This window comes from Paracoccus sp. BR5-17 (genome assembly GCF_055693925.1).
The window spans coordinates 2295707-2315632 of record NZ_JBVFUV010000003.1 but is presented as its reverse complement, the minus strand read 5'-3'; the positions used below and the strand labels follow the sequence as shown (position 1 = coordinate 2315632).

At 70.1% G+C, this 19926-nt stretch carries 18 protein-coding genes and 1 pseudogene; 15 read left to right on the top strand and 4 right to left on the bottom strand.

What is annotated here, in order from left to right; translation table 11 throughout:
• Nucleotides 1-111: 111 nt before the first annotated feature.
• A complete protein-coding gene (locus ACZ1HC_RS12985) occupies nt 112-951 on the bottom strand; it encodes a hydroxypyruvate isomerase family protein (protein WP_472700359.1) in 840 nt (279 codons plus the stop codon).
• Nucleotides 951-1492 (bottom strand): annotated as a pseudogene (locus ACZ1HC_RS12980) (DUF1285 domain-containing protein). Before ACZ1HC_RS12980 ends, ACZ1HC_RS12985 begins: the two are co-directional and overlap by 1 nt.
• A gap of 65 nt (nt 1493-1557) precedes the next feature.
• On the opposite strand from ACZ1HC_RS12980, the gene ACZ1HC_RS12975 reads away from it, so the two are divergent.
• From ACZ1HC_RS12975 to lpxB, 9 genes are all read left to right on the top strand, one after another.
• A complete protein-coding gene (locus tag ACZ1HC_RS12975; RefSeq protein WP_472700358.1) occupies nt 1558-2565 on the top strand; it encodes an AAA family ATPase in 1008 nt (335 codons plus the stop codon).
• Nucleotides 2562-3026: a DUF58 domain-containing protein gene (locus ACZ1HC_RS12970; RefSeq protein ID WP_472700357.1), complete on the top strand. Its 465-nt coding sequence runs from the start codon at nt 2562-2564 to the stop codon at nt 3024-3026. The genes ACZ1HC_RS12975 and ACZ1HC_RS12970 overlap by 4 nt, the downstream gene beginning before the upstream one ends.
• A complete protein-coding gene (locus tag ACZ1HC_RS12965; RefSeq protein WP_472700356.1) occupies nt 2924-3430 on the top strand; it encodes a hypothetical protein in 507 nt (168 codons plus the stop codon). Before ACZ1HC_RS12970 ends, ACZ1HC_RS12965 begins: the two co-directional genes overlap by 103 nt.
• On the top strand, nt 3430-6186 hold the full coding sequence (locus ACZ1HC_RS12960; protein WP_472700355.1) for a DUF4159 domain-containing protein: 2757 nt from the start codon (nt 3430-3432) through the stop codon (nt 6184-6186). Before ACZ1HC_RS12965 ends, ACZ1HC_RS12960 begins: the two co-directional genes overlap by 1 nt.
• Nucleotides 6183-8294 carry a hypothetical protein gene (locus ACZ1HC_RS12955; protein ID WP_472700354.1) on the top strand — a complete coding sequence of 704 codons (2112 nt, stop codon included), beginning with the start codon at nt 6183-6185 and terminating at the stop codon, nt 8292-8294. The genes ACZ1HC_RS12960 and ACZ1HC_RS12955 overlap by 4 nt, the downstream gene beginning before the upstream one ends.
• Nucleotides 8295-8368: 74 nt before the next feature.
• A complete protein-coding gene (fabZ, locus tag ACZ1HC_RS12950) occupies nt 8369-8848 on the top strand; it encodes a 3-hydroxyacyl-ACP dehydratase FabZ (RefSeq protein WP_472700353.1) in 480 nt (159 codons plus the stop codon).
• Nucleotides 8841-9629: an acyl-ACP--UDP-N-acetylglucosamine O-acyltransferase gene (gene lpxA / locus ACZ1HC_RS12945; RefSeq protein WP_472700352.1), complete on the top strand. Its 789-nt coding sequence runs from the start codon at nt 8841-8843 to the stop codon at nt 9627-9629. The genes fabZ and lpxA overlap by 8 nt, the downstream gene beginning before the upstream one ends.
• 10 nt (nt 9630-9639) lie before the next feature.
• Entirely contained in the window at nt 9640-10452 is an 813-nt protein-coding gene (locus tag ACZ1HC_RS12940) for an LpxI family protein (RefSeq protein ID WP_472700351.1), read from the top strand.
• Nucleotides 10453-10517: 65 nt separating this feature from the next.
• Entirely contained in the window at nt 10518-11672 is a 1155-nt protein-coding gene (lpxB, locus tag ACZ1HC_RS12935) for a lipid-A-disaccharide synthase (protein ID WP_472700350.1), read from the top strand.
• Here lpxB and ACZ1HC_RS12930 read toward each other — a convergent pair.
• Complete coding sequence (locus ACZ1HC_RS12930; RefSeq protein WP_472700349.1) at nt 11656-12003, bottom strand: RidA family protein; 348 nt, start codon at nt 12001-12003, stop codon at nt 11656-11658. The two genes, lpxB and ACZ1HC_RS12930, sit on opposite strands and share 17 nt — an antisense overlap.
• Before the next feature lie 2 nt (nt 12004-12005).
• Complete coding sequence (locus ACZ1HC_RS12925) at nt 12006-12761, bottom strand: sulfite exporter TauE/SafE family protein (protein WP_472700348.1); 756 nt, start codon at nt 12759-12761, stop codon at nt 12006-12008.
• A gap of 289 nt (nt 12762-13050) precedes the next feature.
• Between ACZ1HC_RS12925 and ACZ1HC_RS12920 the strand changes: the two genes are divergently transcribed.
• The 6 genes from ACZ1HC_RS12920 to ACZ1HC_RS12895 all read left to right on the top strand — a co-directional run bounded on the left by ACZ1HC_RS12920 (nt 13051) and on the right by ACZ1HC_RS12895 (nt 19887).
• Complete coding sequence (locus ACZ1HC_RS12920) at nt 13051-14154, top strand: ABC transporter ATP-binding protein (RefSeq protein WP_472700347.1); 1104 nt, start codon at nt 13051-13053, stop codon at nt 14152-14154.
• Between the two features lie 60 nt (nt 14155-14214).
• The gene (locus tag ACZ1HC_RS12915) at nt 14215-15285 is read left to right on the top strand and encodes an ABC transporter substrate-binding protein (protein WP_472700346.1); all 1071 of its coding nucleotides are present in this window, start codon (nt 14215-14217) and stop codon (nt 15283-15285) included.
• Nucleotides 15286-15377: 92 nt separating this feature from the next.
• The gene (locus tag ACZ1HC_RS12910) at nt 15378-16454 is read left to right on the top strand and encodes an ABC transporter substrate-binding protein (protein ID WP_472700345.1); all 1077 of its coding nucleotides are present in this window, start codon (nt 15378-15380) and stop codon (nt 16452-16454) included.
• Between the two features lie 40 nt (nt 16455-16494).
• Nucleotides 16495-17577, top strand: coding sequence for an ABC transporter substrate-binding protein (locus ACZ1HC_RS12905; RefSeq protein WP_472700344.1), 1083 nt, complete (start codon nt 16495-16497; stop codon nt 17575-17577).
• A 57-nt stretch (nt 17578-17634) separates the two neighbouring features.
• A complete protein-coding gene (locus ACZ1HC_RS12900) occupies nt 17635-18933 on the top strand; it encodes an ABC transporter permease (RefSeq protein ID WP_472700343.1) in 1299 nt (432 codons plus the stop codon).
• Nucleotides 18934-18936: 3 nt separating this feature from the next.
• Nucleotides 18937-19887, top strand: coding sequence for an ABC transporter permease (locus ACZ1HC_RS12895; RefSeq protein WP_472700342.1), 951 nt, complete (start codon nt 18937-18939; stop codon nt 19885-19887).
• Nucleotides 19888-19926 lie beyond the last annotated feature (39 nt).

The window sequence follows — 19926 nt, the reverse complement described above, 5'->3', positions numbered from 1 at the left end:
CCCGCAACCCGCCGAAGCTCAGCGAAGCCCCAGGAAGGACAGGATGAACAGGACGATGACCACCAGGCCGACGATATAGATGATGGAATTCATGGGAAGCTCCGCTGTTGATCACGCTTTGGATCCGGCTGTTCCGGACGGCGTCACAGCGGTAACGCGATCGTGCAGGGGCGGTTCCCCCGACGGACCCCCGGCGGCGGGGCGCGGCAGCCAGTCCAGGCCCTGCATGGTCAGCGTGGCGGGGTCGTATTCCGCGCTGACCCAGCCCTTGTAGCCCCAGCGGTCCAGGGCCGCGAAAAAGCCCGGATAGTCGATCATTCCGCCCTTGGGCTCATGCCGGCCGGGAACGCCGGCGATCTGGATGTGGCGGATGATGGCCGCGTGCCGGCGCCAGACGGCCATCGCGTCGCCGGTGATGAGATGGGCGTGGTAGCTGTCGTATTGCAGCCCCAGGTTCGGGGCGGCGACCTGGGCGATCAGGTCCGCGGCCAGGTCGAAGTCGGCCAGGAAATAGCCGGGCTGGTCCTTGGGGTTCAGCGGCTCGATCGTCAGGCTGACATGGGGCGCGCGGGCGGCGGCCCAGGACAGGTTCGCCAGGAAGGTGTCGCGGGCCTCGGGGCCCTGGGCATAGCCCGCCATGATGTGGATGTGGCGCGCGCGCAGCGCCTCGGCAAAGCGCAGGGCTCGGTCGAAGTCGCTGCGGAACCGCTCCTCGCGCCCCGGCTCGGCCGCGAAGCCGCGCGGGCCGCCCGCCCAGTTGGGGGGCGGGGTGTTCATCAGCACGAAGTCCAGCCCGGCGGCGATGGCGGCGCGCGACAGGTCGCGGGCGGCGAGGTCGTAGGGAAACAGGATCTCGGCCCCCGCGAAGCCCGCATCCGCCGCGGCGGCGAATCGGTCCAGCATGGGCAGTTCGGTGAACAGCATCGTCAGGTTCGCGGCAAAGCGGGGCATCAGGGCTCCAGCGGGAAAAACACGCCCCCGGACCGGATCCCGGTGCGGCCGCCTTCCTGGGTGGCGGCGTCGGCAAGGCGGTAGAAGGTCTTGCGGTCGATCAGCGCCTCGAGGCCGGACCGGACATGGACATAGGGCCGGGGTTCGGCCGCGTCGCCGCGCAGGATGATCGGGTGGTCCGGGCCCGCGGTGACGCTGTCGCCGACATTGGTGGTGAAGGTCACGGCGTCGGGCCCGATCTCGGCATCCACGGCGACGAAGGGGCGTCCGCCACGCGGATGCCAACCTTTTCAACGGGAGTCACCAGGAAGAAGCGGTCGCCCTCGCGCTTGAGGATGGTGGAAAACAGCCGCACCATCGCCGGCCGGCCGATCGGCGTGCCCTCGTGGAACCAGGTGCCGTCGGCGCGGATCTCCATGTCCAAGTCGCCGCAGAAGGGCGGATCCCACAGATGCACGGGCGGAAGCCCCCGCTTGCCCGCCTTGCTTGCCGCTGCGGCAAGGCCCTCGGCGCTCACAGCTTTGTCACCGCGATCTGGCATTCCTTGTAGTCGCCTTTCGGTTATCCCCTTATGGTCCGGTTCTAGAGCAGTCGAGGAGCGTTGTCATGGCTTCGGATGATATTCTGGTCGCGCAGGTCGAACAGCTGGGGCAAGTCCTTGCCGACGCCCGCGCCAGCATCGAACGGCGCTTCGTCGGCCAGCACCAGATTGTTGAACAGGTCCTGGCGGCGATCCTGTCGGGGGGCCACGCGCTGCTGGTCGGCCAGCCAGGTCTGGGCAAGACCATGCTGGTCGATACGCTGTCCACGGTCCTGGGCCTGGGCAGCCAGCGGATCCAGTTCACCCCCGACCTGATGCCCGCCGACATCCTGGGATCCGAGGTTCTGGACGTCCTGCCCGACGGCAGCCGCGCCTTCCGTTTCATCGAGGGGCCGGTCTTCACCCAGCTTCTGATGGCCGACGAGATCAACCGCGCCAGCCCCCGCACGCAGTCCGCGCTGCTGCAGGCGATGCAGGAACGCGAGGTGACGATCAGCGGCCAGCACCGCCCCCTGGGCCGGCCGTTCCACGTCCTGGCCACGCAGAACCCGATCGAGCAGGAAGGCACCTATCCGCTGCCCGAGGCGCAGCTTGACCGTTTCCTGCTGCAGATCGACGTGGACTATCCCGACCGCGACACCGAACGGCGGATCCTGATGGCCACCACCGGGGTCGAGGACGCGCGCGCCCATGCCGCCTTCGACGCCGACGGCCTGATCGCCGCGCAGCGCCTGATCCGCCAGATGCCGGTGGGCGAGGGCGTGGTCGAGGCGATCCTGGATCTGGTCCGGTCCTGCCGTCCCGGCAGTGCCGAAACCGCGGGCTTCCTGGGCGACAGCCTGATCTGGGGGCCGGGACCGCGGGCCGCGCAGGCGCTGATGATGGTGACGCGGGCGCGGGCGGTGCTGAACGGCCGCTTCGCCCCCAGCCTCGAGGATGTCGAGGCGATGGCCGCGCCGGTGCTGCGGCACCGCATGGCGCTGTCCTTCGCCGCCCGCGCGCGGGGCGAGACGGTGGACGGCGTGATCGGGCGGCTGCTGGAAGACCGCCTCGGGGCGCGCCAGGCGGCATGACCGCGTCTGCCGCCGATCTTCGCGCCCGCGCGCAGACGGCAAGCGGGCACCTGCCCGCGCTGATCCTGTCTGCCGAACGTCTGGCGGCGATGATCGCGCCCGGGGCGCACGGGCTGCGCCGCGGCGGACCGGGCGAGGATTTCTGGCAGTACCGTCCCGCAGGACCCGGGGATACCGCGCGGTCGATCGACTGGCGCAGGTCGGCGCGGTCCGACACCCAGTTCGTGCGCGACCGCGAGGCGCAGACCGCCCAGGCGGTGGGCTTGTGGATCTCGGCGGGGCAGGGGATGGCCTATGCCGGCGCGCCCGACCGCCCCCCAAGGGCGAGCGCGCGCAACTGCTGGCGCTGGCCCTGGCGATGGTCCTGCTGCGCGGGGGCGAGAAGGTGGGGCTGCTGGGCCAGCCGGCGCGGGCGGGCCGGGTGCAGGCGGACCGGCTTGCCGAACAGATCGCCGCGATGACCCGCGGGCGGGGCGACGGCGACGCGCCTTCGGCGGATGTGCTGCGGCCCAACCAGCGGCTGGTGATCCTGTCGGACTTCCTGGACGATCCGGCCTGGGTGCAGGCGCTTCTGTCCCGCGCCGCGGGGATCGGCGTGAAGGGCGTGCTGATGCAGGTCCTCGACCCCGACGAGGAGGTGTTTCCCTGGTCCGGCGCGGTCCTGTTCCGGTCGCTGTCCGGCGCTATCCGGCACGACAGCCGCGACGCCGGCGGCCTGCGCGAGGCCTACCTGGCCCGACTGGCCGAACGCCGCGACTGGCTGCGCCAGCAGGCCGCCGGCGCCGGCTGGCAGTTCGGCCACCACGCCACCGCCCATCCCCCCGCCGCCGCGCTGAGCTGGCTTTATCAGGTGCTTGCCGACTGATGCTGATGCTGGGACCCATAGGCTTCGCGGCGCCCTGGGTGCTGACCGCGCTGATCGCGCTGCCGGTCCTGTGGGTGATCCTGCGCGCCCTGCCGCCCGCGCCGCGGCTGGTGGCCTTTCCGGGCGTCGCGCTGCTGCGCGGGCTGGTGGACCGCGTACCGGTCGCGCGGCGCACCCCCTGGTGGCTGCTGCTGCTGCGGCTGGCCGCCGTGGCCGCGCTGATCCTGGCCTTCGCCGGCCCAAGCTGGCGGCCCGTGGCGGCGTCGGGGCACGGCGGTCCCCTGCTGGTGGTGCTGGATGCCGGCTGGGCCGCTGCGCCCGACTGGCCCGCCCGGCTGACCCGCGCCGAATCCGCCCTGACCCAGGCCGCAGCCGAAGGCCGCCCCGCCGCACTGCTGCTGGCCGACGGGCGGGCTGCACCGGGCGCCTTGCCCTTCGCGCCTGCCGACAGCCTGCTGGCCGGGCTGCGGGCCGCGCAACCCGCCCCCTGGCCCACCGGCCTTCCCGACGATCCTGCGGCGGCCCTGGTCAATGCGCCCGAGGGGCGGCTTGCGACGCTGTGGATTGCCGACGGGCTGGATCATCCGAACCGCTCTGCCTGGCTGGCCGCCCTGGCGCAGCGCGGCCCCGTGACGGTCGTCCCCCCCGCCCGCCCCCTGCGGTCGCTGTCGCTGCACGCGGGCGACACACCCTCGCTGACCCTGTCGGCGACCGACGATGCCGCGCCGGCGGTCCTGGCCATCGGCCCCGACCCGCAGGGCGTCGAACGCGAACTGGCGCGCCTGACGCCGGGCGAAGCGGCCGCGGCCGCCGGCGTCACGACCCGCCCGACCGCGATCGACCTGCCGCCCGAACTGCGCAACCGCATCACCCGATTCCAGATCGAGGGCGAATCCCACGCCGGCGCGGTGGTGCTGGCCGACGACCGGGTGAAGCGGCGCAAGGTGGCGCTTGTGGGCGAGGCCGACCGCCAAGCCGAGGGACAGCAGCTGCTGTCCCAGCTTCACTACCTGCGCCGTGCCCTTGCCCCGACGACGGACCTTGTCGAGGGTGGCCTGGGCGACGTGCTGAACACCGCGCCCGACGTGATCGTTCTGGCCGACCAGGTGGATCTGGCCGAGGCGGACGACCTTGCCGCCTGGGTCCGGGACGGCGGCCTGCTGATCCGCTTTGCCGGGCCGCGCATGGCCGCGTTCGAGGGGCTTCAGGACGAACCGCTGATCCCCGTGGCGCTGCGCCAGGGCGGGCGCGACATCGGCGGCGCGCTGTCTTGGGGCGACCCGCGCGGCATCGCGCCCTTCGCCGCCGACGGGGTCTTTGCGGGGCTGACCCCGCCCGAGGATGTCGCGGTCCGCGCCCAGTTGATGGCACAGCCCGCGCCCGATCTGGCCGACAGGACGCTGGCCTCGCTGTCGGACAACACGCCGCTTGTGACCCGCGACCGCCTGGGCCAGGGGCAGGTCGTGCTGTTCCACGTCACCGCCAATGCGGAATGGTCGAACCTGCCGATCTCGGGCCTGTTCGTCGAGATGCTGGACCGGCTGGTGCAGACGGCCCGCGTCACCCCGACCGAGGAAGCCGCCGACGACCGCGACCAGCCGTTCTGGACACCGGAAACGGTCCTCGACGGCTTCGGCCGCGCCTCGCCCGCCGAAGGGCTTGCCCCGGTGCCGGCCGCCGATCTGGCGCTTGGGCCCGGACCGGAACGCCCGGCGGGCATCTATGCCGCCGGGGACCGGCGGGCGGCGCTGAACGCGGGCGGGCCGCTGGTCCTGGCCGACTGGCCCGGCGCCACGGTCGAGGCTGCCGGCGCCACCGGCGGGCGCGACCTCAAGGGGGCGCTTCTGGCCCTTGCGGCGCTGATCCTGGCCCTTGACGCGGCGGGCTCGGCGCTGCTGGCGCGGGGCGGACGCGCCGCCGCCGCCGCGGCGCTGCTGCTGGCGCTGCTGGTCCAGCCCGCGCCGCCCGCACAGGCCCAGGAGGTGGACCCCGATCTGGTCCGCGCCGCCAACGAGGTGGCGCTTGCCTATGTCATCACCGGCGACGAGCGCATCGACACCACCTCACGCGAGGGTCTGAGCGGGCTGTCGAGGCTGCTGGCGCAGCGCACCTCGGTCGAGCCCGGCGAACCGGTGGGCATCGACCTGGACCGGGACGACCTGTCGGTGCTGACCTTTCTCTACTGGCCGATCACCGACAGCCAGCCCGCGCCCTCGCCGCAGGCCTATGTGCGGCTGAACCATTTCCTGCGCTCGGGCGGGATGATCCTGTTCGACACCCGCGACGGCGACGTGACCGGCGTGGGCGGGCCGGACATGTCCCAGGCCCTGCAGGCCCTGGCCGCGCCGCTGGAAATCCCGCCGCTGGCCCCGGTCCCCGACGATCACGTGCTGACCCGCAGCTTCTATCTGCTGTCCGATTTTCCCGGCCGCTGGCAGGGCAACCCGGTCTGGCTGGAGGCGCCCCCCGCCGGGGCCGAAGCCGCCGAGGGCGTGCCCTTCCGCCAGCTGAACGACGGCGTCAGCCCGGTGGTGATCGGCGGCAATTCCTGGGCCGAGGCCTGGGCGGTGGACGACAGCGGCTTTCCCACGTTCCCCATCGGCGGCGGCTGGGAAGGCGAGATGCAGCGAGAGATGGCCTTCAGGTTCGGCGTGAACCTCATCATGTATGTGCTGACGGGCAACTACAAATCCGACCAGGTCCATGTGCCGGCCCTGCTGGACCGGATGCGGACCGAGGAGATGCTTGGCCCATGACCCAGCTTCGCTTCGACCCGCTGCTGCCCTGGTGGGCCATCGCCGCGCTGGCTGTGCTGGCGCTGCTGGTGGCGGGCCTCGCGCTGTGGCGCGGGCTGCGCGGCTGGGCCTGGCGGGGGCTGGCCGGGCTTGCCGCCGCCCTGGCCCTTGCCGGCCCCGCCATCGAGATCGGCAGCCGCGCGGGCCTTTCCGACATCGTGATCCTGCTTGACGACCGGTCCGCCAGCCAGACCCTGCCCGAACGGGCCGCGCAGACCGACGCGGCGGTCGAGGCCATGACCCGCCAGATCACCGCGCTGCCCAACACCGAGCTGCGCCGCGTGACGGTGGGCGATGCCGACGACGGCACGCTTCTGGCCACCGAAATCGCCCGCGCCATCGCCGCCGAACCCGAGGCGCGGCTTGCGGGCGTGATCGCGGTGACGGACGGGCGCCTGCACGATCCGGCCATGCTGCCAGAAGCGGTCCCTGCCCCGGTCCATATCCTGCTGACGGGCCGCCCCCAGGACTGGGACCGCCGCCTGGTGATCGAGGAGGCGCCCGCCTTCGGCCTGATCGACCAGGAGGTGACCATCCGCCTGCGGGTCGAGGATCAGGGCGCCGTCCCGCCCGAGGCGCAGACCGGTTCCGTGAACCTGCGGCTGTCGCTGGACGGCGAGGACGAGCAGGTCGTGGCGGTGCCGCTAGGCCAGCCGATCAGCCTGCCCCTGGTGCTGGACCACGCCGGCCAGAACGTCGTGCAGATCGGCTTCGACGCGCCCGCCGTCGCGGCGCCCGAGGCGGCCGAACTGACCGACCGCAACAACTCGGCCGCCGTCAGCATCAACGGCGTGCGCGACCGGCTGCGCGTCCTGCTGGTCTCGGGCGAGCCGCACGCGGGCGAGCGGACCTGGCGCAACCTGCTGAAGTCGGATGCGGCGGTGGACCTGATCCACTTCACCATCCTGCGCCCGCCCGACAAGTCCGACGGCGTGCCGGTCAACGAACTGTCGCTGATCGCCTTTCCCACCCAGGAACTGTTCATGGAGCGGATCGGCGACTTCGACCTCATCATCTTCGACCGCTACAGCGTCCGCGGGATCCTGCCGCCCGACTATTATGCCAACATCGCGCGCTATGTCGAGGAAGGCGGCGCGATCCTGGTCTCGGCCGGGCCCGAGATGGCCGGCGTCGAAAGCCTGTATCTGTCGCCCCTGGGCCGCATCCTGCCCGCCCGGCCGACCGGCCGCGTCCTGGAGGAACCCTTCCGGCCGCGCCTGACCGAGGACGGGCAGCGCCATCCCGTCACCGCCGGCCTGCCCGGATCCGAAGGCGAGGAGGCGTCCTGGGGCCGCTGGCTGCGGATGTCCACGGTGACGCCGGACGCCGGGGCGCAGGTGGCGATGGCAGGCATCGACGACGAGCCGCTGCTGATCCTGGACCGCGTGGGCGAGGGGCGTGTGGCGCTGCTGACCTCGGACCAGGTCTGGCTCTGGGGCCGCGGCTTCGAGGGCGGCGGCCCGCAACTCGAGTTGCTGCGCCGCATCGCCCACTGGTCGATGAAGGAGCCCGAGCTTGAGGAGGAGGCCCTTCTGGCCGATGTCTCGGGCGATCTGGCGGTGCGCTTCACCCGCCGCACGATGGGCGACGGCGCCGGCCCGCTGGTCGTGACCCGCCCCGACGGCCAGACCGAGGAGGTGCCGCTGACCGAGACGGGCCCGGGCCGCTTCACCGCCGACTGGACGGCGCCCGAACCGGGGCTTTACCGCCTGCAGGACGGCGACCTGCGCCGGGTGCTGGCGATCGGCCCCGCGGCACCGCGTGAGTTCGAGCAGACCGTGGCCGATGCCTCGGCCCTGGCGCCCCTGGTTCAGGCCACGGGGGGCGGGGTGGTCGCGCTGGCGGAAGGCGTCCCCGACCTGCGGACCGTCGCGCCGGGCCGCGATGCCCACGGCGCGGCCGCCTTGGGCGACTGGATCGCCATCACCCCGCGCGAGGCCGCCTCGGTCACCGGGCTGGAACGGCGTCCGCTTCTACCTGGCTGGGCTTGGCTGGTCCTCGTGTCCGGGCTGATCCTGACCGGCTGGCTGCGCGAGGGCCGGCCCGGCAGGGTGGCGCCCACCGCCTGAGCCGTTCGGGGCAGGGCGCTTGCCAATGGCCGACCGCGTTGCTAACCGGGGAAAAACCTCCCGAAGGAACGACCATGGCCGAAGAAACGCGCGCGACCGCCCCCAGTGCCCAGGCCGATCTGGCGCTGATCAAGCGCATCATCCCGCACCGCTATCCGTTCCTGTTCATCGACAAGGTGCGCGACATCGTCCCCCACGAAAGCGGCGTCGGCATCAAGATGGTCACCTGCAACGAGCCGCATTTCCAGGGCCATTTCCCGGAAGAACCCGTGATGCCGGGCGTCACCATCGTCGAGGCGATGGCCCAGACCTCGGCGGTGATCGTGGGCGTCAGCATGAACATCATCGACAAGCCCCTGGCGACCTATTTCATGGGCATCGACAAGTGCAAGTTCCGCCGCATGGTGGTGCCGGGCGACATGCTGGAACTGCACTGCCGGGCGCTGCGCGGCGGCGGCAAGATCTGGAAGTTCGAGGGCCGCGCCCTTGTCGACGGCCAGCTTTGCGCCTCGGCCGAGTTCACGGCCATGATGGCGCTGAAAACCGATGGCTGACAGCCTGATCCACCCTTCGGCCGTGATCGAGAGCGGCGCCCGGATCGGCGACGGCGTGCGGATCGGGCCCTTCTGCGTGATCGGCCCCAGGGTGCGGCTGGGCGATGGGGTGGAACTGAAATCCCACGTCGCCATCGCCGGCGACACCACGATCGGCGAGGGCACGGTGGTGTTTCCCTTCGCCTCGATCGGCGAGGTGCCGCAGGATCTGAAATTCAGGGGCGAGGACGTGCGGCTGGAAATCGGCGCCCGCAACCGCATCCGCGAATACGTCACCATGAACCCCGGCACGCAGGGCGGCGGGGGCGTGACGCGCGTGGGCAATGACGGGCTGTTCATGGCCGGCTGCCATGTCGGCCATGACTGCCAGCTGGGCGACCGCGTGATCCTGGTCAACAACGCCTCGCTGGCCGGGCATTGCCACCTGGATGACGACGTCATCATCGGCGGGCTGTCGGGGGTGCATCAGTGGGTGCGGATCGGACGCGGGGCGATGATCGGGGCGGTGACGATGGTGACGGCGGACGTGATCCCCTACGGGCTGGTGCAGGGGCCGCGCGGGCATCTGGACGGTCTGAACCTGGTGGGACTCAAGCGCCGGGGCGCCAGCCGCGCCGACATCCACGACCTGCGGGAGATGCTGGACCGGCTGGGCGGCGGCAGCTTTCGCGACCGGGCCCGGCAGATGGCCGAGGGGGGCGCGACCGGCATGGTGCGCGATGTCCTGGACTTCATCCTGGGGCCGACCGAACGCAGCTTCCTGACCCCCAAGCCCGCATGAGCAGCACCCGATGACCAGGACAGCCGTCATCGCGGGCGAGGGCGCCCTAGCCCCCGCCGTCGCCGCCGCGCTCGAGGCGCCGCTGGTCTTTGCCTTGGACGGCTTCGTGCCCGACAGCGTGCAGGCCCGGCCCTTCCGTCTGGAACGGCTGGTGCCCTTCCTGGAGAGCCTGGCGGATCAGGACGTCTCACGGGTGGTCTTTGCCGGGGCGATCCGCCGCCCGCGCCTGGATCCCGAACTGTTCGACACCCGGACCGCCCAGCTTGTGCCGCGCATCATGATGGCGATGCAGTCGGGCGACGACGGCGCGCTGCGCGCGGTGCTGGAGGTGTTCGAGGATCATGGCCTGGCCATCGCCTCGGTCGCGGAGGTCGCGCCCGACCTGATCCCCTCCGAGGGCGTGCTGGCGGGCGAGCCTTCGGCCGCCGACCGCCGCGACGCGGCGCGGGCCGCGCGGATCCATGCGGCCCTGGGGCCTTTGGACGTGGGGCAGGGCAACGTGGTGGCGCAGGGCCAGTGCCTTGCCATCGAGACGCTGCCGGGCACCGCGGCGATGCTGGACTTCGCGCGCCGTCATGGCGGGCTGCGTCCCGATCCCAAGGGCGCCAGGGGCGTCTTCTACAAGGCTCCGAAGCCCGGGCAGGACATGCGTATCGACCTGCCGACACTGGGGCCCGACAGCGTCACCCAGGCGGCCGAGGCGGGGCTGGCCGGGATCGCCTGGCAAGCCGGCGGCGTGATCCTGCTGGACCGGACCGAGGCCATTCGTCGCGCGGAAGCGGCGGGGTTGTTTTTGTGGGCGATGTCGCCTTCGGGTATTTAGACAAAGAAGAAACCGGCTTCTTCTTTGCCCAAATACCCAAGGGCCTCAGCAGCGGAGCGCGGCGCATGAAGTTCTTCCTGATCGCGGGCGAACCTTCGGGCGACCAGCTGGGCGGGGTGCTGATGGGCGGGCTGCGCGAGCTGGCGCCCGGCGCCGGCTTCGTCGGGATCGGGGGCGAGGCGATGGCCGCCCAAGGCTTGGAGAGCATTTTTCCCATGGCGGAACTGAGCGTCATGGGCATCTGGGAGGTGCTGCCGAAATACCGCCACCTGAGGCGCCGCATCCTGGAGACCGCGGCCCGTGTGGTGGCCGAGAATCCCGACGCCCTGATCGGCATCGACAGCCCGGACTTCTGCCTGCGCGTGGCCCGGGCGGCGCGGGCGCAGCGCCCTGACCTGCGGGTGATCCATTACGTCGCGCCCTCGGTCTGGGCCTGGCGGCCGGGGCGGGCCCTGAAAATGGCCGAGGTGGTCGATCACGTCCTGGCCATCCTGCCCTTCGAGCCGCCGCTGATGCAGGCGGCCGGCATGACCTGCGACTTCGTGGGCCACCCCATCGCCACCGCCCGCGTCGCCGGCCCGGACGAGGCCGCGCTGTTTCGCGCCGACCATGCCATCCCGCCCGAGAGCCCCATCCTGCTTTGCCTGCCCGGATCCCGAGGCGGAGAGGTCGGCCGTCTTCTGCCCCGCTTCGGCCAAGCGCTGAACGACCTGCGCCGGCAGGTCCCCGACCTGCAGGTGGTGCTGCCGACGGTGCGGGATGTCGCCGCCCGCGTCCGTCGCCAGACCGCGCAATGGCCGGTCCCGCCCCTTGTGGTCGAGGACGCCGACGGCAAGCGCGCGGCCTTCGCTGCCGCCGATCTGGCGCTGGCGGCGTCGGGCACCGTCAGCCTGGATCTGGCGGCCAACCGGGTGCCCATGGTGATCGGCTACGACATGGCGCCGCTCAGCCGGGTGCTGGTGGGGATGCTTCTCAGGACCGACACGGTGACGCTGGTCAACCTAGTCAGCGACACGCGCGCGGTGCCCGAGTTCCTGGGCCGCGACTGCCGGCCCGGCCCGATGGCGCAAGCGCTGCTGCGGCTGCTGAACGACCCGGCCGCGCGCCAGGCCCAGCTGGACGCCATGGATCTGACCCTGGACCGGCTGGGCAAGGGGGGCGAGGCGCCGGGCCTGCGCGCCGCCCGATCGGTCCTGGGCGCGGTCACAGGACGGCGGTGACGATCACCTCGACCTTGTAGTCGGGGGTGGCCAGCTTCGCCTCGCCGGTGGCGCGGGCGGGGCTGTGGCCCTGCGGCACCCACTGGTCCCAGACGGCGTTCATTTCCGCAAAATCGGCCATGTCGGCCAGCCAGACCTGGGCCGACACGATGCGCGTCTTGTCGGTGCCGGCCTGGGCCAGCAGGCGGTCCACCTGTTCCAGCACCGCCCGGGTCTGGTCGGGCACCGACGCGCCCGCCTCGCCCACCTGGCCCGCCAGCCAGACGATGCCGTTGGCGATCACCGCCTGGCTCATGCGCGGGCCGGTCTCGATACGCTTGATGTCGTTCATGCTCATGCTCCTTGGATGAGACGCCAGAAAAAGATCGCCGTCATGCCGAAGCCCACGACGGCGATCAGCAGGCGCAGCCTGTCGCGCGGGATAAGCCGGGCCACCGGCGCGCCGGCATAGCCGCCGATGATCGTGGCCACGGCCATCAGCGCCGCCGGTCCCCAGGCCACCGCCCCGCCCACGGCGAAGATGGCGAAGGCGATCAGCGACAGCGCGAAGGACAGCCAGCATTTCAGCCCGTTCATCGCGTGCAGGTCGGTCATGCCCCACATCGCGAAGACGGCCAGAAGGATGATCCCCAGGCCGCCGTTGAAATAGCCGCCATAGACCGCGACCGGCAGCAGGATGCCCAGCCCGAAGGGCTTGACCACCGACCGCCAGCGCGACGCCATGCGGCGCACGTCCTCGGCGCGGTAGAAGACCAGGGTGGCGGCCAGCAGCAGGAAGGGCACCAGGACCGAGAAGGCCTTGTTCGAACTGACCAGCAGCAGCCCGCTGCCCACCGCGCCGCCGATCATGGTCCAGACCGTCAGCCGGGCGAAGGGCGCGTCCCGGATGCGGCGGATGTCGCTGCGAAAGGCGATCGCCGCCGACAGGTAGCCGGGCAGGGCGGCGATGGTGCTGGTGGCGTTGGCGGTGACGGGGGGGATGCCCACGAAGACCAGTGCCGGAAAGGTGATGAAGGTGCCGCCCCCGGCGACGGCGTTCAGCATCCCGCCGAAGAATGCGGCGGCGAACAACAGCGCGGCTTCCAGCATGGCGGTCCTTCGGTTCGGGCGAAGGACGCGCGTCCTTGGCAGGTGGCGGCGCGGGCGGCCGGATTCGGGTCGGCCGCGACGCTAGCCGCGGGGGTCCGCGGGCACAAGCCCGGGCACGGCTGCCTGTCCTGCGGGCCGCGATGCCCAAATCCCGGGCTTGCGGGGCACCGGCATGGAAGCGACCTTCTGGCGCCAAGAAATGTCGCAAACGGTGTTGCGCGGGCGCCGATGACGCGGCTAACGTGAAGGCGCGCTGAACAACGAAAACAGAACTGAGGGAGAGCGCCTTTTGCTGGACGACCGCCGCGGCGATGCTTTCGTCGCCTTCGAGCATGTGCAGAAAAGCTATGACGGCCAGACGCTTGTCGTCAAGGATCTGAACCTGTCCATCGGGAAGGGAGAGTTCCTGACCATGCTGGGCCCGTCGGGATCGGGCAAGACCACCTGCCTGATGATGCTTGCCGGCTTCGAGACCGCGACTCATGGTGAGATCCGTCTGGCCGGGCGCCCGATCAACCAGGTTCCCCCCCACAAGCGCGGCATCGGCATGGTGTTTCAGAACTATGCGCTGTTCCCGCACATGACGGTGGGCGAGAACCTGTCCTTCCCGCTGGAGGTGCGCGGCATGTCCAGGGCCGACCGTGAGGCCCGCATCGCCCGCGCGCTGGACATGGTGCAGATGGGCAGCTTCGCCAACCGCCGTCCCGCGCAGCTGTCGGGCGGCCAGCAGCAGCGCATCGCGCTTGCCCGCGCGCTGGTCTTCGACCCCGAGCTGGTGCTGATGGACGAACCGCTGGGTGCGCTGGACAAGCAGTTGCGCGAACACATGCAGTTCGAGATCAAGCACCTGCATCATCGCCTTGGAATCACGGTGGTCTATGTCACCCACGACCAGGGCGAGGCGCTGACCATGTCGGACCGCGTGGCGGTCTTCAACGACGGCCGCATCCAGCAGCTTGCCGCGCCCGCCGATCTCTACGAGCGGCCCGAGAACAGCTTCGTGGCCCAGTTCATCGGCGAGAACAACAAGCTGCCCGGCGTGATCGAGGATCTGTCGGACGACCGGGCGCTGGTCCGCCTGCAGACTGGCGAGGTGATCGACGCCACGCCCGTCAACGTGCGCCAGAAGGGCCAGCAGGTGCTGGTGTCGGTCCGCCCCGAACGGGTCGAGTTCAAGCCCGAGATGATGCCCCCCGGGGCCCACATGATCGGCGCCGAGGTCTGCGAGGTCATCTACATGGGCGACATCCTGCGCGCGCGCCTGAAGGTCGCGGGCAGCGATGACTTCGTCATGAAGATGCGCAACACGATCGGCCAGACCCGGCTGGAGCCGGGCCAGCAGATCAAGGTCGGCTGGCATCCGGCGGATGCCCGGGCGCTTGACCCGGTCTGAAGCCGCCGCCGGCCCACGAACGACGGCGAATGCCGCATGTCCCTGCAGTTGGAGTGATAGATGAGAAAGACGCTTGCCCTGACCACCGCGCTTGGCCTGATCGCCTCGCCCGTTCTGGCCGACGTGAACCTGCTGTCCTGGGGCGGGGCCTATGGGAACAGCCACCTGGAAGCCTATGCCAAGCCCTTCGAGGCCGAGACGGGCATCAAGGTGAACATCGCCGATGCCGACAACCCCGCCACCCCGATCAAGGCGATGGTCGAGGCCGGCAATGTCACCACCGACGTGGCCTCGGTCGAATATGCCGATGCGGTGCGGCTGTGCGATGAAGGCCTGCTCGAGGAGATCGACCCGGCGATCCTGGTCCCCGCCGAGGACGGCACCCCCGCGACCGAGGATTTCATCGAAGGCGCGATCACGGACTGCTTCGTGGCGACCGACGTCTATTCGATGGTCCTGGCCTTCGACGACAGCAAGTTCCCCGATGCCAAGCCCGCGACACCCGCCGACTTCTTCGACCTCGAGAAGTTCCCGGGCAAGCGGACCATGCGCAAGGGCGCGAAGTTCAACCTTGAACTGGCGCTGATGGCCGATGGCGTCCCCGCCGCCGAGGTCTATGAGGTCCTGGGCACGCCCGAGGGCGTGGACCGCGCCTTCGCGAAGCTGGACAGCATCAAGGACGACGTGATCTGGTGGGAAGCGGGCGCCCAGCCGCCGCAACTGCTGGCCGATGGCGAAGTGACCATGGCCTATGCCTTCAACGGCCGGATCTTCAACGCCGCGCAGGCCGAGGGCAAGCCCTTCCAGATCATCTGGGACGGCCAGATCTACGAAATGGAAGGCTGGGTCATCCCGAAGGGCGCCGAAAACCTCGAGGATGCGCTGAAGTTCGTGGCCTGGACGACATCGCCCGCGCCGCAGGCCCGCGCGGCCGAATTCATCAGCTACGGTCCCCCGCGCCGTTCGGCGGCCGCGCTTGTCGGCAACATCGAGGGCACCGACACGCCGATGGGCCCCCACCTGCCCACCACCGAGGCCAACCTGACCAACGCGCTTGGATCGGACCTGGAGTTCTGGGTGGACCGCGATGCCGAGCTGAACGAGCGGTTCAACAGCTGGCTGGCCAGCTGAGCCGACCAGGGCGGGCGGAACGCCGCCCGCCCGATGCCCCACCGGGCCAAGAGCAAGGGGCAACGGCCCCAGTCGTCAATGGGAGAGTAAACGTGAAAACCACTCTGGTTCTGTCAACGGCGCTGATCGGCATGTCGCTTCCGGCCGCCGCGCAAGAGGTCAACGTCGTCTCCTGGGGCGGCGCCTACGAGGTCAGCCAGGTCGAGGCCTACAACAAGCCCTTTACCGAGGCGACCGGCATCAAGGCCAACATGATCGCCGCCGATGACCCTGCCACCCCGCTGAAGGCGCAGGTCGAGGCGCGCAACGTCACGGGCGATGTCTTCGACCTGGCGATGGCCGACGCGATCCGGCTGTGCGACGAAGGCGCGCTGATGGAGTTCGATCCCGCCGATCTGCCCGCGGGCGCCGACGGCACCCCCGCCGCCGAGGATTTCGTCGAAGGGTCGCTGACGGACTGCGCGGTGGGCAACATCGTCTGGGGCACGGTGATCGGCTACGACAAGACGAAGTTCCCGGACGAGGCCCCCGCGACCGTCGCGGACTTCTTCGACACCGACCGCTTTCCGGGCAAGCGCGGCCTTCCCAAGTCGCCCAAGCGGACGCTGTATCTGGCGCTGATCGCCGACGGCGTCCCGGCCGACCAGGTCTATGACGTGCTGGACACCCCGGAAGGCGTGGACCGGGCCTTCGCCAAGCTGGACACGATCAAGGACGACGTCATCTGGTGGGAGGCCGGCGCGCAGCCGATGCAGCTGCTGGCCGACGGCGAGGTGGTGATGACCACGGTCTACAACGGCCGGATCTTCGACGCCATGGTGGGCGAGGGCAAGCCCTTCGAGGTGATCTGGGACGGCCAGTATCTGGAAATCAACGCCTTCGTGGTGCCCAAGGACGCCCCCAATCCGGAAGCCGCCGTCGAATACGTCAAGTTCGCCACCGGCACCCAGCCGCTGGCGGACCAGGCCAAGTACATCGCCTATGGCCCGGCGCGCCAGTCCTCGGCGCCGCTGGTCGGCATGTATCAGGACGGCACCACCGAAATGGCCCCGCACATGCCCACCCAGCCAGAGCATCTGACCACGGCCGTCGTGGACGACCCCGAATTCTGGGCCGACCGCGACGCCGAGATGACCGAGCGCTTCAACAGCTGGCTGGCCGCGTCCTGACCGGACGCCGCCACCCGCCACGGCTTCGAGAGACACAACCATGACCAGACGACTGATCGCAGGAACGGCACTGGCGCTGATCGCCGGGGCAGCGGCCCAGGCGCAGGAGGGGCCGATCGCCATCACCACCTATGGCGGCGCCTTCGGGGCCGCCGTGAACGAGGCCTTCGCCAAGCCCTTCACCGCCGAAACCGGCATCCAGACGACGATGGTGGACAACGACAACCCGCCCGCGACGCTGAAGGCCCAGGTCGAGGCCGGCAACGTCACCAGCGATGTCTTCGACGTCGAGCAGTCGGACGTGCTGCGGCTGTGCGACGAGGGGCTGATCGAGCCGATCGACCCGGCGCTTCTGCCCGCGGCCGCCGACGGCACCCCCGCGACCGAGGATTACCTGCCCCAGGCGCTGCACGAATGCGCCACGGCGATCATGGTGTGGTCCACGGTCATCGCCTACAATACCGAAGCCTTCCCGGACGGCGCGCCCACCACGGTGGCGGATTTCTTCGACACCCAGCGGTTCCCGGGCAAGCGTGGCATCATCAAGCGCCCGAAATACGCGCTCGAGTTCGCCCTTCTGGGCGACGGCGTGCCGCCCGACCAGGTCTACGAGGTCCTTTCGACGCCCGAAGGCGTGGACCGCGCCTTCGCCAAGCTGGACAGCATCAAGGATCAGGTGGTGTGGTGGGAAGCCGGCGCCCAGGCGCCGCAGCTTCTGGCCGACAACGAGGTGTCGATGACGCTGGCCTATAACGGCCGGATCTTCGACGCCATTGTGGACGAGGGCAGGCCCTTCGCCTTCGTCTGGGACGGCGCGAACCTGGACATGGATTACTGGGTGGTGCCGATGGGCGCGCCCAACAGGGACCTGGCGATGCAGTTCATCGCCTTCGCCTCGGATCCGGCGCGGCAGGCGGATCTGTCGAAATACATCGCCTACGGCCCGCCGCGAAAGTCCGCGGCCGCCAGCGTCGGCACCTATCGCGACGGCACCACCGAAATGGCGCCCTATCTGCCGACCACCCCCCAGAACGCCGAGCGCGCCCTGGTCAACGATGCGGGGTTCTGGGCCGACCACGACGCCGAACTGACCGAACGGTTCAACAGCTGGCTGGCTAGCTGATCCGAAAGCACTGCCGCCCCGCCGGATGCGGGGGGCGCAAAGACGTCCGAGGAAGACATGGCCAACGCCCTTGATCCGCACGCAGCGATTGCCACGACAGCCACCGGCCTGACCGACGGCGCCTTGCGGACCGCCGACGGCAGGCCGCTGGCGCGCGCGCTGGCGCGGTCGCAGTCGATGGCGCGGCGCCGCGCCTTTCTGCTTGTGCTGCCGCTGCTGGCCTTCATCCTGGTGACCTTCGTGGTGCCGATCGGGCAGATGCTGCAGCGGTCCTTCTACAACGACGGCTTTTCCGCCAACATGCCGCAGCTGTCCCAATGGTTTGCCGAGAACCCGCGCGGCACCCCGCCCGACGAGGCTGCCTGGACCGCGCTGGCGACCGACCTTCAGGCCGCGGCCGAGGCGCGCTCCATCGGCGTGGTGGGCACGCGCATTAACTACGACGTGCCGGGGACGCGGTCGCTGTTCACCTCGACCGGCAGGCAGGTGCGCCGCGGGATCGAGCCGCCCTATCAGGCCGCCCTGCTGGAGATCGACGAGGACTGGGCAGACCCCCGGCTGTGGAGCGCGATGCGCGATGCATCGGCGCCGATCACCGGCAACTTCTACCTGGCGGCCCTGGACCGCACGCGGGCCGAGGACGGCAGCATCCAGCAGGTCGAGGAAGGGCAGCGGGTCTATGTCATGCTGTTCATGCGAACCTTCTGGCTGTCGCTGCTGATTACCGGCATCACCTTCGTGCTGGGCTTTCCCGTCGCGCATCTGCTGGCGACGCTGCCGATGCGCAGGTCGAACCTGCTGATGATCCTGGTCCTGCTGCCCTTCTGGACCTCGCTGCTGGTGAGGACCACAAGCTGGATGGTGCTGCTGCAGCAGCAGGGCGTCATCAACGACATCCTGGTGTGGCTGGGGGTGATCGGCCCGGACGGGCGCCTGCAGATGATCTACAACCAGACCGGCACGATCATCGCCATGACGCATATCCTGCTGCCCTTCATGATCCTGCCGCTGTATTCCGTGATGCGCACCATCAACCCGTCCTATGTCCGCGCAGCGCGGTCGCTGGGCGCGACCAGCTGGACCGCCTTCCGCCGGGTCTACTTCCCGCAGACGCTGCCGGGGCTGGGCGCGGGGGCGATGCTGGTCTTCATCCTGGCGGTCGGATACTACATCACGCCGGCGCTGGTCGGCGGATCGTCGGGCCAGCTGATTTCCAACATGATCGCCATGCACATGACCGACACGCTGAACTGGTCGATGGCGGCGGCGCTTGCCGCGCTGCTTCTGGCCGCGGTGCTGCTGCTGTACTGGGTCTATGACCGCATGGTCGGCATCGACAACCTGAAGCTGGGGTGATCCATGGCCGTTCCGACCTATGCAACGCCGCTGGAGCGCGTCTGGCATTACGCCTATCTGGTGATCTGCGGGCTGATCTTCTTCTTCCTGATCGCGCCGATCCTGGTGATCATCCCGCTGTCCTTCAACGCCGAGCCCTATTTCACCTTCACCGACCGGATGCTGTCCTTCGATCCCGAAGGCTACAGCACCCGCTGGTATGAAAGCCTGCTGACCTTCGGGATGCAGAACCCCGACGCCACGGGCTGGGCTTTCTGGTCGGACGCCTGGAACAACGCGCACTGGGTCCGGGCGGCCAAGAACTCGATCATCATCGGGGTGTTCTCGACGCTGCTGGCGACCGTGCTGGGGACACTGGCGGCGCTGGGGCTGTCGCGGCCCGAGATGCCCTTCCGCCGGGCGATCATGGCGATCCTGATCTCGCCCATGATCGTGCCGCTGATCATCACGGCCACGGGGATGTTCTTCTTCTATTCCAACCCCTGCGAACTTCTGGGCCTGCTGGGCCTGCCCACCGATTGCGGGCGGCTGGCGGGCACCTATGCGGGCGTGATCCTGGCCCATGCCACCCTGGGCATCCCCTTCGTCATCATCACCGTGACCGCGACGCTGGTGGGCTTCGACCAGTCGCTGAACCGGGCGGCGGCGTCGCTGGGGGCCAATCCCAGGACGACCTTCTTCCGGGTGACCATGCCGCTGATCCTGCCCGGGGTGATCTCGGGCGCGCTGTTCGCCTTCGTGACCTCGTTCGACGAGGTGGTGGCGGTGCTGTTCATCGCCGGGCCCGAGCAGCAGACCATCCCGCGCCAGATGTGGAACGGCATCCGCGAACAGATCAGCCCGGCGATCCTGGCGGTGGCGACGCTGCTGGTGATCTTTTCCATCGCGCTGCTGACGACGGTTGAGTTGCTGCGCCGCCGGTCCGAGCGCATCCGCGGCGTGACGCCCCGCTAGGCCGGGGGACGTCATGTCCCCCGGACCCCCTGTGGGGTA

What these genes read in the sequence shown, in the direction of transcription:
- ACZ1HC_RS12985 (WP_472700359.1), bottom strand. Translation starts at nt 951, where the DNA reads ATGCCCCGCTTTGCCGCGAACCTGACGATGCTGTTCACCGAACTGCCC.
- ACZ1HC_RS12975 (WP_472700358.1), top strand. Translation starts at nt 1,558, where the DNA reads ATGGCTTCGGATGATATTCTGGTCGCGCAGGTCGAACAGCTGGGGCAA.
- ACZ1HC_RS12970 (WP_472700357.1), top strand. Translation starts at nt 2,562, where the DNA reads ATGACCGCGTCTGCCGCCGATCTTCGCGCCCGCGCGCAGACGGCAAGC.
- ACZ1HC_RS12965 (WP_472700356.1), top strand. Translation starts at nt 2,924, where the DNA reads ATGGTCCTGCTGCGCGGGGGCGAGAAGGTGGGGCTGCTGGGCCAGCCG.
- ACZ1HC_RS12960 (WP_472700355.1), top strand. Translation starts at nt 3,430, where the DNA reads ATGCTGATGCTGGGACCCATAGGCTTCGCGGCGCCCTGGGTGCTGACC.
- ACZ1HC_RS12955 (WP_472700354.1), top strand. Translation starts at nt 6,183, where the DNA reads ATGACCCAGCTTCGCTTCGACCCGCTGCTGCCCTGGTGGGCCATCGCC.
- fabZ (WP_472700353.1), top strand. Translation starts at nt 8,369, where the DNA reads ATGGCCGAAGAAACGCGCGCGACCGCCCCCAGTGCCCAGGCCGATCTG.
- lpxA (WP_472700352.1), top strand. Translation starts at nt 8,841, where the DNA reads ATGGCTGACAGCCTGATCCACCCTTCGGCCGTGATCGAGAGCGGCGCC.
- ACZ1HC_RS12940 (WP_472700351.1), top strand. Translation starts at nt 9,640, where the DNA reads ATGACCAGGACAGCCGTCATCGCGGGCGAGGGCGCCCTAGCCCCCGCC.
- lpxB (WP_472700350.1), top strand. Translation starts at nt 10,518, where the DNA reads ATGAAGTTCTTCCTGATCGCGGGCGAACCTTCGGGCGACCAGCTGGGC.
- ACZ1HC_RS12930 (WP_472700349.1), bottom strand. Translation starts at nt 12,003, where the DNA reads ATGAACGACATCAAGCGTATCGAGACCGGCCCGCGCATGAGCCAGGCG.
- ACZ1HC_RS12925 (WP_472700348.1), bottom strand. Translation starts at nt 12,761, where the DNA reads ATGCTGGAAGCCGCGCTGTTGTTCGCCGCCGCATTCTTCGGCGGGATG.
- ACZ1HC_RS12915 (WP_472700346.1), top strand. Translation starts at nt 14,215, where the DNA reads ATGAGAAAGACGCTTGCCCTGACCACCGCGCTTGGCCTGATCGCCTCG.
- ACZ1HC_RS12905 (WP_472700344.1), top strand. Translation starts at nt 16,495, where the DNA reads ATGACCAGACGACTGATCGCAGGAACGGCACTGGCGCTGATCGCCGGG.
- ACZ1HC_RS12900 (WP_472700343.1), top strand. Translation starts at nt 17,635, where the DNA reads ATGGCCAACGCCCTTGATCCGCACGCAGCGATTGCCACGACAGCCACC.
- ACZ1HC_RS12895 (WP_472700342.1), top strand. Translation starts at nt 18,937, where the DNA reads ATGGCCGTTCCGACCTATGCAACGCCGCTGGAGCGCGTCTGGCATTAC.